The sequence below is a fragment of the Levilactobacillus bambusae genome (genome assembly GCF_003124125.1).
GTDB lineage: Bacteria > Bacillota > Bacilli > Lactobacillales > Lactobacillaceae > Levilactobacillus > Levilactobacillus bambusae.
Window position 1 is genome coordinate 140,171 of the sequence record NZ_QCXQ01000006.1, and the last position, 13,078, is coordinate 153,248.

General features: G+C 47.9%; 13 protein-coding genes. 8 read left to right on the forward strand and 5 right to left on the reverse strand.

The genetic code is table 11. The features are described 5' to 3' along the window. The first annotated feature begins 40 nt into the window (after nucleotides 1-40). The 4 genes from DCM90_RS08475 (at nucleotide 41) to DCM90_RS08490 (ending at nucleotide 5,489) form a co-directional block, all read left to right on the forward strand. A complete protein-coding gene (locus tag DCM90_RS08475; RefSeq protein ID WP_109250933.1) occupies nucleotides 41-1,648 on the forward strand; it encodes a glycosyltransferase in 1,608 nt (535 codons plus the stop codon). A gap of 2 nt (nucleotides 1,649-1,650) precedes the next feature. Then, nucleotides 1,651-3,147: a glycosyltransferase gene (locus DCM90_RS08480; protein WP_109250934.1), complete on the forward strand. Its 1,497-nt coding sequence runs from the start codon at nucleotides 1,651-1,653 to the stop codon at nucleotides 3,145-3,147. Between the two features lie 202 nt (nucleotides 3,148-3,349). Beyond that, nucleotides 3,350-4,804 (forward strand): MFS transporter, encoded by a 1,455-nt coding sequence (locus tag DCM90_RS08485; RefSeq protein WP_165815258.1) that lies wholly within the window; start codon nucleotides 3,350-3,352, stop codon nucleotides 4,802-4,804. Continuing rightward, a complete protein-coding gene (locus DCM90_RS08490; protein ID WP_225366009.1) occupies nucleotides 4,797-5,489 on the forward strand; it encodes a YoaK family protein in 693 nt (230 codons plus the stop codon). The genes DCM90_RS08485 and DCM90_RS08490 overlap by 8 nt, the downstream gene beginning before the upstream one ends. Nucleotides 5,490-5,665: 176 nt before the next feature. Here DCM90_RS08490 and DCM90_RS08495 read toward each other — a convergent pair whose 3' ends face one another. From DCM90_RS08495 to DCM90_RS08505, 3 genes are all read right to left on the reverse strand, one after another. Next, nucleotides 5,666-6,853: an iron-containing alcohol dehydrogenase gene (locus DCM90_RS08495; protein ID WP_109250936.1), complete on the reverse strand. Its 1,188-nt coding sequence runs from the start codon at nucleotides 6,851-6,853 to the stop codon at nucleotides 5,666-5,668. 247 nt (nucleotides 6,854-7,100) lie between these two features. Beyond that, on the reverse strand, nucleotides 7,101-7,652 hold the full coding sequence (locus DCM90_RS08500) for a hypothetical protein (protein ID WP_109250937.1): 552 nt from the start codon (nucleotides 7,650-7,652) through the stop codon (nucleotides 7,101-7,103). 146 nt (nucleotides 7,653-7,798) lie between these two features. Then, on the reverse strand, nucleotides 7,799-8,263 hold the full coding sequence (locus tag DCM90_RS08505) for a flavodoxin (RefSeq protein WP_109250938.1): 465 nt from the start codon (nucleotides 8,261-8,263) through the stop codon (nucleotides 7,799-7,801). 149 nt (nucleotides 8,264-8,412) lie between these two features. Here DCM90_RS08505 and dhaK point away from each other — a divergent pair, with 149 nt between their 5' ends. Genes dhaK through dhaM form a run of 3 tightly spaced genes read left to right on the forward strand, consistent with a single transcriptional unit; the run spans nucleotide 8,413 to nucleotide 10,371 of the window. Continuing rightward, on the forward strand, nucleotides 8,413-9,417 hold the full coding sequence (dhaK, locus tag DCM90_RS08510; protein ID WP_109250939.1) for a dihydroxyacetone kinase subunit DhaK: 1,005 nt from the start codon (nucleotides 8,413-8,415) through the stop codon (nucleotides 9,415-9,417). A gap of 7 nt (nucleotides 9,418-9,424) precedes the next feature. Further along, the gene (gene dhaL, locus DCM90_RS08515) at nucleotides 9,425-10,006 is read left to right on the forward strand and encodes a dihydroxyacetone kinase subunit DhaL (protein WP_109250940.1); all 582 of its coding nucleotides are present in this window, start codon (nucleotides 9,425-9,427) and stop codon (nucleotides 10,004-10,006) included. Further along, a complete protein-coding gene (gene dhaM / locus DCM90_RS08520) occupies nucleotides 10,003-10,371 on the forward strand; it encodes a dihydroxyacetone kinase phosphoryl donor subunit DhaM (RefSeq protein ID WP_109250941.1) in 369 nt (122 codons plus the stop codon). The genes dhaL and dhaM overlap by 4 nt, the downstream gene beginning before the upstream one ends. Before the next feature lie 102 nt (nucleotides 10,372-10,473). On the opposite strand, the gene DCM90_RS08525 is transcribed toward dhaM, so the two are convergent. Next, entirely contained in the window at nucleotides 10,474-11,010 is a 537-nt protein-coding gene (locus tag DCM90_RS08525) for a VanZ family protein (RefSeq protein ID WP_165815259.1), read from the reverse strand. Between the two features lie 177 nt (nucleotides 11,011-11,187). Further along, nucleotides 11,188-11,670 carry a glutathione peroxidase gene (locus DCM90_RS08530; protein WP_109250943.1) on the reverse strand — a complete coding sequence of 161 codons (483 nt, stop codon included), beginning with the start codon at nucleotides 11,668-11,670 and terminating at the stop codon, nucleotides 11,188-11,190. A gap of 206 nt (nucleotides 11,671-11,876) precedes the next feature. Here DCM90_RS08530 and DCM90_RS08535 point away from each other — a divergent pair, with 206 nt between their 5' ends. Then, nucleotides 11,877-13,046: an ROK family protein gene (locus tag DCM90_RS08535; protein ID WP_109250944.1), complete on the forward strand. Its 1,170-nt coding sequence runs from the start codon at nucleotides 11,877-11,879 to the stop codon at nucleotides 13,044-13,046. Nucleotides 13,047-13,078 lie beyond the last annotated feature (32 nt).

The window sequence follows — 13,078 nt, forward strand, 5'->3', positions numbered from 1 at the left end:
GGATGAGTGATTAAATCAAGTCCACAAGGAGGATCACCGTATGATTTTCTTTTTTAATAGTTCTTTGCAACCGATGAAATCTGGAATTGAGCACGCCGAATTAAAACGGATGCAGCTCTTTTTGGCTCATCAGGTTCCCGCGCTGATTTTGTTACGGGATTGGAACCCAACCCTGCACAAGACTAGTCATCAAGCGGGACTAACCGATCAGCAAATTTTAAATATGTTTGACTATTTTCAGGGTACCCAAACGGTAACCCCTAAATTTGTTGGGGTTCACGATATTGATTTTGGGGTGGCTGCGGCAGTTTACGACGAAGATCCTGATGAAAGCCGCTACTTAGTGTATGATGCCGACCACCAGTTGTTGGGCCGAATTAACTACGCGGGTGAAAACCACCGCGTTAAAAGTGTCGAGCTTTTTGATGGCTTTAATAATTTATACCGGGTGGATCATTACGACGAGCGCGGCTTTTTAAGTTTGGCTGATCACTATACGCCTGATAATAAAATTGGAACGGAGACCTGGTATGATTTACACGGTCAGCCAGTGATTGAGGGCTATCACCGGTATGATATGGAGCAGGAGTGGCGGCAAACGGGCTGGTACCTGAATGACGTCCACGACCATAAGGAGTATACGTTCGACACAATTGAGGAATTTACCCGGCACTTTTTAGACGCCGTTAACGCGGATTATTGGTCGCTCGCGCACCCCAATATTTTTGTTATGGATCGCAGTCACTTGGCCGACTGGGGGTTCCTACACCTTAAACGACCCGCTTATACCGTTTTTCATTTACATAATGCTCAAACTGGCGATGCCCAAAATCCGTGGGAAAAAATTCTGAATAACAACTATGAATTTTCGCTAAATGCAATGGACGGTTACGATGCGGTGGTATCAGCCACTAAAAAGCAAACTCAAGATGTATTGGAACGGTTTCAACCCCGTGCCCACCTATTTACCATTCCGGTGGGAGTAGTGAGTGACGCTCGGTTAGCCGCCAAACAAATTCCCGTCAAAAAACGTCAGTTTGGAAAGATGGTGGTGTTTGCCCGGCTAGCCTGGGAAAAGCGTCTGGACGATTTAGTCCGAGCGGTAGCCATTGTGAAGCAGACGGTCCCCGAGGTAACCCTGGATTTATACGGCTACGCGGATTCATCCGATAACTATAAGGCCCGGCGAATGATTGAAACCGTGATTAAGGAAAATCATTTAGAGGATACCGTTCACCTAAAGGGCTATACCACTGATATCGACGCTGTGGAAAATCAGGCAATGATGTACGGATTAACGTCCCGAATGGAAGGGTTTAACTTAGCGATTTTAGAGGCGATTTCACACGGGTTAATTTCATTTACCTACGATGTGAATTATGGCCCAAATGAAATCGTGGAGGACGACGTTAACGGTTATGTCGTTCCAAACGGCGACTATCAGGCACTCGCGAAACGCATGATTGAAGTGCTCCAAAACCCGAAGCTAGCTGAACGGCTATGTCAGGGAGCCTACGACTCTGCCGGTAGATACTCTGAAGCAGCCGTTTGGCAGGGGTGGCAGTCATTAATGGTGGATGCCGATCGACTCTGGCCGGCCAAACTCGCAGCCAATCGCTATATCACCTTGGATCGAAGTGGGGTGTGACCATGAACTATTTTATTAGTGAAAATATTTTTACCCTTAATTCAGGAACGGAACATGCGCAGGCCAACCGAACCCGGTTGTTTAACCAGGTGGGGAAACGTGCCGTTTACGTCTCCAGAAACTATAACCGATTTATATCCCATGACCGTGAGGCAATGAACCTGACGGCGGATGAGTCAATTAACATGTATGATTATTTTCAGGGCCTTCTGTATGAAACCGGTGAAGAATTGCCCCTTCGGTTGGTGCCGCAACTTGCCTTGGATACTTACCACATTCATTCCCACGGACCTAATTATTCGACCCTGGATGAGGCGGGGCGTCAGGTAGCCAAGATTACGGTGCTGCCAGGAACCGTCGGGTTAGTCAACGAGATTATGTGGAATGATCGGGCTGGAAATCCCACCCGACGTGAGAATTATGATTGGCGGGGCTTTATCTCGTCCATTGATTACTTTCATCCCGACGGCAATTTAGGGGCTCGGTACTACTTGAACCGTGCGGGGGCAACCGTCATTGAAGAAACCTTTATGAACGTTGACGGACAGCTCCAGCCGACCATGTGGAAACTGACTCAAGCGGATGGTGATCAACGATTTAATACGGAAGATGAGTTATTCCTATACTTTTTAAATCAACTCGTCGGTAAGGATGGGGAAGCCGTCCTAATTTCTGATCGTCGGTCGTTAGACGCAGTGATTGCAAAGGTCGCTCCGGTTCGTTCCCGCTGGGCCGCTTTTCATGGGTTAACGGAAAACGTTCATGCCGATGGCTCAACGACCCCCTACGACGTTTATCAGCCGGTCTTAACGACCCTCAAAGAGAGCTACGATGGAATTTTGGTCCCGACCGTTCGCCAGCAGGAGGCGCTCACCGAGCTATACCCTGATTCTAACGTCTGTGTGATTCCTGACACCGTGGTGACGGAGCATCATGAGCATCAAGTAACGGAAGGCGCACCGGATCATCAGCTGCTTTGCGTTGGCCGCCTAGCCAAGGATCGGCGGCCTGAGATGGCCCTGCAAGTATTTAAACGGGTCGTGGCGGTTAATCCTGAGGCTAGAATGAGTCTGATTGGGTATGCGTCAAGCACGGAGTACTTAGAGGAACTCAAGCAGCTGGCTAAGGATCTGGAAGTGGATTCGGCCGTTGACTTTGCGGGATACCTTTCGGACGACCAACTGGGGGAGCGGTACGCCACGGGTCGGGTCCTGCTATCACCAGCTAAACAGGAGGCGTTTGGCATCACAGCACTTGAAGCCATGAGCTATGGTGTGCCGGTGATTGCCTTTGACGTTCCAGATACGGCCAGTTTAATTCATACCGGTAAAAACGGCGTCCTGGTGCCAGAGGCTGATCTTAAGGAGATGGCCAATCAAGTCCTCAACTTATTAACGGATCAGTCGAGGTGGCAAACCTTGAGTACCCAGGCTCAAAAAACAGCGTCAGCCTTTTTACCCAATCCGGTAATTGGCCAGTGGAATCAACTGGGCTTTTAGACCGGTTAAGTTTTTCAAAACGGGGATGATGACAAATTTCGATTAGCGTTTGATCGAGGTTGGCCATCATCCCCGTTTTATGGTGAATTGGGGGAGGCACCGGGTTAACTGGGGACATGAGTGATTTGGGAGTGCTTGAACACCGCCGCCTTGGGAGTCCGCTGTATAATTATTACCAGAGTGGATGATGGGAGTGACTAAAATGAGATCAATAAAACAACCGGCCGTTCCAGTTTCGGTCTGGTTAGCGGTACTTGCGACGGGGTTACTAAGCCTCATTGGGACAACAGTCCATACGGCCTTAAATATTGCCCTGCCGAAAATCATGGGGGCCTTTTCCGTAACAACGGACGTTGCTCAGTGGGTTATTAGTTCGTATAGTCTCGCAGTTGCGATTGTGGTCTGTTTATCACCTTTTTTTATGAAGCGTTTTTCGACCCGGCACCTTTTTGTGACCGCCGTTAGCCTGTTCTTAATCGGGTTGTTTATCAGCGGCTGGGCACCCAACTTTATTATTTTACTAGTGGGCCGCATGGTGCAAGGGGCCGCCGGTGGATTAGCGATTCCACTGATGTATAACACGATTATTAAAACGGTGCCGGAGTCGAAGTGGGGGGTGATGATGGGGGTCGGAACCCTCATTGCTACCCTAGGACCGGCGATTGGTCCGGTATTTGGGAGTTTAATGGTTCAGCTACTTAATTGGCGCTGGATTTTCTTCCTAAGCGCCATTGTGGTGGTGGTTGCCTTCCTCCTAGGAATTAGAACGATTCACCCCATCCAAAAAACGACTGACGTTCACTTAGACGGGTGGAGTGTGATTCTCATTGCCGTCATGCTGGCTAGTGCCACCTTTTGGTTGGCGTCCGTTAAGAATTCGGCGATTAGTCCCTGGCTGACGTGGGGGTGCCTTGGTCTTAGCGGCCTAGCGACTTGGGGATTCGTACATCGATCAAAGGAATTGACGCACCCCATTATTAACCTCGCAATTTTTAAGGTGGCGTCATTTCGTCGGCAGTTAGTAGCCTTTTTCATCAGTCAGGTAGCAGCGGTAGCGGTGGGATTTATTCTCTCTAATTACGTTCAAATTGTTAACCGGCAGACCCCAATAGTGGCGGCGTGGGTTGTCTTTCCCGGGGCTCTGTTTTCCGCGCTGGTGGCACCCGTAAGCGGGCGCTGGTTGGATCGGCTAGGGGCCCAAAAGGTCTTGCCCGTTGGAACGGTTATTTATACCTTGGGGTTACTCGCCTTTATTATTAGTGGCCAATTTATGGGGGCCTTTCTGATTTCAATGATTTACTTTGGTTACATGTTTGGCATTGGGGTGTCGACCAGTAACCTAATGACCAGCGGGGATGATGACCTTGCCAGCGGTGAACGGGAAAGTGGTAACGCCGTATTTGATACCGCTGAACAGTTTGCGGGGGCTGCTGGAACCACGATTCCTGCCAGTGTCATCGCCGGTTTTCAAGCGGGAAAACGTGGTATCGCCTACGTTTCGGGTACGAAGGTTGGCGCAATTTGCGCGTTCATTATTCTATTCGGAATGGCGTTAGTAGCAAACATTGCGTTATACTTAGTTTTTCGGGATTACGAACGGGAACAAAAGGTGCAATCCCAAATGACCGAACCGAAGGGGACAGATAACAATGGCTGAAAAAGAGGATTTTCCGGAGATTTATTCAACCCGCATTATGGCCAACGCTTTAATGATGGTGGGAGGATTTATCGATGCGTACACGTTTGTACAGCGGGGCGGAATTTTAGCTGCGGGACAAACGGGAAACATTATCTTTACGAGTGTGAACATTGCCAACCAGGATTTTAACGGGGTTACCGCTAAGCTGGTAACTATCTGTGCCTTTGCTTTCGGGTGTTTTCTGGGGGAAATTATTCGAAAAAAACATCGGACCCATTACTGGCGGGTTCCCGTCCTGAGTTTGGAAGTTATCATTTTTGCGGTGGTGGGGATCCTTCCCCGGTCCCTGCCAAACATTGCAATTGTTCCGTTACTTGCCTGTGTGATGGCCATGCAGACGACGGTGTTCAGCCAGATTGAGGGGCGGGCTTACAATAACGTTTTCTCCACGGGAAACATTAAAAAGGCTATGGTAGGACTCGCTAACTTTGTCACCACCCACGACCACCATCAGCTCACGACGGCGCTAATTTTTCTTCAGTTGGTTGTTTGCTTTGCCCTGGGAGCCATGGTATCGGCAATTTTACAAAATCGGTGGGGAGTCACCACGATTTGGTGGGCAAGCGGATTGCTGGCGGTGTTAACCGTTGGGTATGCTATCGCAATTTACGTCCGGGGCCAAAGGTACGAGGAACCCAAGTAAAAAAGTTCGATCGGAACATAAGGGACTTTGATCAAAAAAATAAACAGTGTATCCATACTATTTATGGATACACTGTTTATTTTTGTTGACCTAATGCGTATAATAGCAGGCTAAACAAGCCGACGGATATACGAAATGGGCCGATTATTCTAACGAATGTGATTCAATCGGAGAGCTTAATAGAGTTCACTGAGGTCGCCGTCATAGGCGGCTTGGAAAATTTTAACGATATCTTCCTTGGTTCCCTTCCGGGGGTTCGAAAGGGCGTTCCCATCCTTAAGGGCGTTTTCGGCCATCAGCTCGAAGTCCTCTGGCTTAGCCCCAATGGCTTTGATGGAAGCGGGAATTCCAACGTCGGATGAGAGTTGCTGCATAGCTTCAATGGCTAATTCAGCGGCTTCACGGGTGGGTAAACCATCCGTATTTTGACCCATAAACCGGGCGAGATCAGCAAACCGATCGGGACAAGCAATCAGGTTCCACTGTTCAACGTAGGGGAGCAAAAGGGCACAGCATTCCCCGTGGGGAGCATCGTATTGGCCGCCTAATTGGTGTGCCATTGCGTGGACGTAGCCTAAGTTAGCGTTATTAAAGGCCATCCCAGCTAACATTTCGGCTTCGACCATTTTAGTCCGGGCATCCAAGTCGTGGCCGTTGGCATAGGCTTGGCGAAGGGATTCTTCAACTAACTTGATGGCTTGAATACATTGTGAATCGGTAATGGGGTTGTGATCGGTTGAAACGTAAGGTTCCACGGCTTGAACAAAGGCGTCCATCCCGGTTGATGCGGTGATGGCATCCGGAATGTCTAACTCAAGGGTGGGATCGTTAAAGGAAACTAACGGAATATTCCGCCAGGAAACCACCACAAACTTCAAGTGGGTTTCTTCGTTCGTGATTACTGCGTGCCGAGTTAATTCTGATCCTGTTCCGGCAGTTGTGTTAACGGCAATTAATGGTGGGAGGGGATTTTCTAAGGTTTCAATTCCGGCTAGTTGGGTAATATCGTCACCGTTAGTGAGGATAATGCCAATTCCCTTCCCGGTATCGTGTGCTGAACCGCCACCTACGGTAATAATGGAGTCACAGTTTTCTTCCTGGTACATTTTCTTACCGGCCTGAATATTTCTGACCTTGGGGTTGGGTTCAACGCTGTCAAACATCACGTAGGCGACACCGGCTTCGGTGAGGGAGGCTAGGGTTTGATCCACAGCCCCGTTCTTTAAGTTCACTGAATTTTTATCGGTTACGATTAGGGGTTTCTTCATTCCTAACATTTTAGCCCGATCCCCGATCTGCTTGATCACTCCGGGGCCGAAAAAGTTAACACTCGGCATTAAAAAGTCATAACTACGTTCACTCATAATTGGTACCATCCTCTCAACTAATGATAAATATGTAAACGATTCCAAGAATCACTTTCACTATAGCTAACTTTGTCACAAAGTTCAAGACCCCCTGGCTAATCTGATTAAAATCGGACTAAATGTTAGCGAAATAGGATAAAAGCCGGGGAAGTATTGATAAATTAAAGCCGCCAACAACGTTCAATTCGAACTTGCTGGCGGCTTTAATTTATTATGGGGATGGATCAACGAAACCGTAAGTAAACTAAATCACAGCGTTAAGTCCTGTGCGGGCAACAACCGCTGAAATCATAATGATCAGGCCGGCCAGAGCCAGAGTTCGGCTGCCGTGGATCATGGCGGTCAAGATTGGTTTGGACATAGGGACAAAGGATAGCGGCTGACCGTGCCATTGGGGGTTAACTTGATTGATTAATAGGTTATTGTTACGGTTAACCGAGTAGGCCAGAATTAGGCCCGTCAGAAAAATGACGATCCCAAATACCATATCAAAAGTAAATTGATGGTTTAAGACCACACTATAGGATTCATTAAGGAAAAAGAGGGTCACGATTAGACTAATGGCAACGACTAATAATCCGGCTAATGTTAGCCGAAAAAGAGCGTTCAATGTGGCATCCAGTTGTCGGCCCAACTGATTTTGGCGGTGAATTTCTTGAAATCCGCTGGTCAATTGAAACTGACGCTTCGTTTGGTACGCGTAAATGAATTGGGTCACGGTTAGGGCAATCAGACAGAATAATAAAATCCCGTAGCCAACTTCAATTCCCTTGAGTCCGTTATGTAAAAGGTTCATGTGGATTCACTCCTTAAATGTCATACTCTTAGTGTAACGCCAATGTTAACTAAACGGGAAAAAACCAGAAAATTTTAACGGCTTCTTCAAACGCCAGTAAAAAAACGAAGCTGGTCATTTATCCGAAGCTTCGTTTGGTCGTTACATTAGTTTAAATCGGACTTGACGACGTCCACGTATCCGGTCCAACTCGGATCCGAGACGGAGATCCCATCAATCGTTTCTGACTCGTCGTTGACATCGTGTAAATCTGTTATGCAGTCGCCCGTTCCGCTCGATGAATTGGAGACGAGGCAAATGACGTTCTTCCCCTTTAAATCGGCCTGCTTAAAGAAGGTGGCAACGGGGCGTGGAATGGAATCGTACCAGTTTGGAAAGACAAGGATGAGGTTATTAAAGCTGGCCCAGTTAATTGCCGGAATCGTAATTGCCGGGTAACTGAGGTCATTGTGTTCTTGCTGGGCCTGTTTAACCGTTGTCTGGTAATTGGATGAGTACGGCGTGGTTGCCCTAATTTCAACCGTGTTTCCCCCAATGTAAGCCTGGACGGTTTCCGCAATTTTTTTGCTATTGCCAGTGTAAGTAAAGTAGCAAATGAATGGTGCAGCCATTAGATCGTCTCCCTTTGCGTTAATACGTTCATTATAAAGCGGGAGGAGACGACAAGGAACTAATTGGCCTGACGAGTTGCGTTAACGGTTACAAACGATCAAAAAAAGGTATACTAGAGGCGGAATTACTTTTGAAAGAGGTGGTCTATTTGAAAAAAATAATGAATGATGCCACACAAATTGTGACAGAAATGGTTGATGGAATGGCCCTGAGCTATCCCGAATACGTTAAACGGCTCGATGATCTTCTGGTTTTAGTTCGCAGTCAGGAAGAATCAATGACGAATAAAGTCGGTTTAATTACCGGTGGTGGAACGGGGCATGAACCAGCCAGCGCGGGTTACATTGGTGAGGGAATGCTGTCAGCGGTGGTTTGTGGCCAGATTTTTTCATCGCCCACCCCTGATCAAATTTTAGCAGCCATTCAGACCGCCGACCACGGTAAAGGGGTTTTCATGATTATTATGAACTACTCCGGAGATATCATGAACTTTGATATGGCCCGTGAGATGGCGGTCATGGACGATATCGACGTTCGGTTTATTGTGGTCGATGATGATATTGCGGTAGAGGATAGTACATACACTCAGGGCCGGCGCGGCGTTGCTGGTACGGTCCTCATGGAAAAAATCTTAGGTGCCGCTGCAGATAGTGGTGCGAGTTTGTCCGAAATTGAAGCCTTGGCCAAACAGGTTCTGCCCAATCTGAAAACGATCGGGGTGGCCCTGAGTGCGGCTACCGTACCCGAGGTTGGTAAACCTGGGTTTACCCTGGCGGAGGATGAAGTTGAATACGGCGTCGGAATTCATAGCGAACCCGGTTATCGGCGTGAAGAAATGCAGCCCTCTGCCAAACTAGCCGAAGAATTATTGGCCCGGTTGAATGATGAATTTAACTTTACCCCAGAGGACCACTACGCCGTCTTGGTTAACGGGATGGGCGCGACGCCACTAATGGAACAATTTGTCTTTATGCGGGATGTTCTCAATCAGCTGGCCGACTTTGGCGTCCAGGCTGATTTTACTAAGGTCGGGAACTTTATGACGTCGTTAGATATGGCCGGTGTGTCATTAACCCTGCTCAAACTGAGGGAGGACCAGTGGCTCAAACAATTAAACTACCCGGTGAATACAATCGCCATGGTAAGAAAGTAGGGATTAGATGTTAACAGTTGAAACCATTGCCCAGTGGATGAACGGGTGGACCAAGGATATTAAGGCTAATAAAGGGTACCTCAATGAATTAGATTCAGTCATCGGTGACGGGGATCACGGCAGTAACTTAGCTCGGGGGGCCGATGCCATTGAGGCGGCCCTGTTAACGGCGCCGGATGATGTGCCGTCAACGTTTAAGGCGGTTGCTATGGCAATTGTCAGCAAGGTGGGAGGTGCCTCAGGAGCCCTATATGGCACGGCCTTCTTAGAAATGTACAAGGAAAGTCAAAGGACCACCGACATGGTGAAAATCCTTGATAAGGCGATGAAGGCCATGGAAAAACGCGGGGATTCCAAGCCCGGTGAAAAAACGATGCTGGACGTTTGGGAACCGGTCGTTAAGGCCGCAAAGCGGGGGAACGTCACCCCAATCGTTATTGACGATGCGGTTGAATCAACTAAGGACATGAAGGCGACGAAGGGCCGGGCCTCTTACGTTGGTGAGAAGTCGATCGGGCACCTTGATCCAGGCGCCGTGTCCAGCGGATATTTGTTTCATAACTTATTTGAAGTGGGGTTAGTGGGATGACATTAGGAATTGTGATTGTGTCGCACGTTGCCGGTTTAGCAGCGGGAGTAAAAACCTTAGTTGAACAGGGCGCGGCTGACGTTGCAATTACCACGGCGGGCGGCACCGATGAAGGTGAAATTGGAACTAGCGTGGCCAAAATTAACGCCGCAATTGAATCGAATACAGCCGACGAAGTTTTAGCTTTCTATGACCTAGGTAGTGCCAAGATGAACTTATCGATGGCAATTGAAATGAGTCCCAAGCCCGTGCATCTATACGATGTGGCGTTGGTTGAAGGTGCCTATACGGCGGGGGCTTTACTTCAAGCCGGCGTCGATTTAGCGACCGTTCAGGAACAGTTGAGTCAGTTGAAAATTAAGTAGGCGGACGGAAATTAACCGAAATTAAATTAAAATTGGGCCGTTAGCTAATCGATCAGATTGTGATCTTAGCTAACGGCCCAATTTGACGTGGAGCAACGCTAATTATTTGTGGGGAGGAAGATGAAAGTATCGTTGGAAGAAAACGAGAAGACCAAGGCCAAGCAAGTAACCAAGTATGACACCTAAGCCGTTATCAATGACGTCCATAATGTCGACCGTCCGGTTTAAAGAAATGAGCTGATCCAAAATAAATTGCATCCCTTCATTAAATAGTCCGGTGGTTAGGCCAATCAGGCATACGGTGGTTAACTTAGGGAGTTGGTCACGGCCTAATAGGGCGATGAAGATCCCGAGGGGAACCGTCATGATAATGTTCAGTATTGATTGTTCATCATAGCCCTGAAAGGGAATAATAATGACCTGGGCCTTACCCACCCAAAGATACCGGTAGGGGAGACTCTGAATAAAACTAAGGTGAACGGTCGTAAAAATGAGGTTGAAAACACAGATGACATAGACGGGAAGGGCAACGGCGAGAAGCCGGTCCAGCCAGGAGGGGCTTTGCCGCCATAGCACAATTCCAACCCAAACGGCAGCTCCCGTCAGAATTAAGAGGGGAAGTAATTGTAACGTCGCCATTTGATCATTCCTTTTGCGTAGGATTATGCTTCCCATTCTATCAGGTAAGGAGGGATGTTGCCATAGGGACATGGGGTACCCGCGATAAAAATAGAGCGACCGTCCGGAACCAATTATCTGTTAATTGGCGGGCGGTCGCTCTATTTAGTCGTTGATTGTCTATTTAGGACCGACGACTTAACCTTCGTTGGATTCATTCAGTGCGGCAATGACGTCCGGCAGCATTTTTTCGGGAGTGGTCCGCGGGGGAAACCGTTTGATGAGTGTCCCATCACGGTTAATGAGAAACTTAGTAAAGTTCCATTTGATCCGGCCGCTGTTTGTTTGGGCCTTCAAGTAGGCGAACAGCGGATCTTCGCCGGCGCCGTTCACCCGAATTCGTTTCGTCATTGGGAAGGTGACGCCGTAGTGGACTTGACAGTAGTCCTCGGTTTCTTCATCGGTGCTCAGTTCCTGGTGAAACTGGTTTGATGGTAAACCTAACAATTCTAATCCTTGGTTATGGTATTCTTGGTACATGGCCTCAAACCCCTTGAGTTGCGGAGCAAACCCACACTTACTAGCAGTGTTCATTAAGAGTAATACTTTGCCACGGTAGGTTTCAAAATCAATGGGTTGACCGTTCATCTCGGTTTCCTGAAACTGGTAGATGTTAGCCATCCGATACACCTCCTGGTCGTCATTTCTATACAACCACATTATAGCGTGATTGGGACCGTTTGCCACGGCAGACGACTTATCCGCTGGTTTAACGGATTTTGGAGTTTACGCCACCCACTTAAAGCTATAGAATGGTATTGCCTTAAGTGATTGATCCAACCAACTGAAATTATCCAAAATTAAGTTCATAAGGGAGAGAATCAACTATGATTCATAAAAGTATGAATCGCGATGAATTGCACGACCAAAACCTACGTTTAGTGCTTCAACAAATTTTTAATAATCACCCAACTTCACGAATTGAGATTTCGCACCAGCTAGATTTGAATAAATCAACTGTTTCCTCCCTCTATAATACGCTGATGGACCGGGGGTTTGTGTCTGAACTGGGTCATGGGGATGCCTCTAATGCGGGGGGACGGAAACCGACCATGGTTACCATTAACCGGCAGTATGGGTTTACCATGACCTTTGACCTGGGTTACCATCACCTACACGCCATGGCCAACGATTTAAATGCGAATGTTCTCTCCTACGAACGGATAGAAATGGCGGATCATTCGCTAGAAGAAATCATTCAAACGTGCGAAGCTTCCATTGAACAAGCAATTGCCGGTGACGCAACGGCCCACGGACTGTTGGGGATCTGTTTTTCCATTCACGGAATTATTGACCACAATCGGGTGACCTATACGCCGTTCTTAAGCTTTCAGGACGTCGATTTTTCGAAGCACTTCGAGGATCGGTTTCAGGTGCCCGTCATTTTAGAAAACGAAGCGAACCTGTCGGCAATTTACGAACGGGATTTTAACGGGGCCCACCAAGTCAATAGCACGGTGACCTTTAGTGTGCACCATGGGTTAGGGGCCGGGATAATTTTAAACCGGGGCCTGTACCGTGGCGAACACGGTGAGGCCGGAGAAATCGGCCGTTCGTTAGCCCCCACCGGCCAGAATGACGTCAAACACGTAGAGGAGATCTGTTCCGAGGACGCGTTAATTAATCAAATTGAACAGTTAAAACACGAGGAAAACCTCGACCGGAATGATATTGTGGCGCTATTTAAAAAGAATGATCACGATACCCTTGGGGTTCTCATTCACGGCGCTAAGGTCTTAGCGGGTGTTATTTATAATATGGTGACGACCTTTGATCCGAACGCAGTCTTTATTAATTCCCCGCTAATTGAAAAAATTCCTGAAATGTTAACCTGGATTCAAGAGGACTATCAGCGATACTCGCTAATTGAGATGCCCATTAAACTGACGCATAATGCGCAGTACGCTACCTTGCTCGGGGGATGTTCGCTCATTACCCACCACGTTTTGCAAATGGACAACTTTGACATTTACTTTACCCAAACTGAAGATTATTAATCGCCGTCAATCACTGATAAACCGGTCTTACT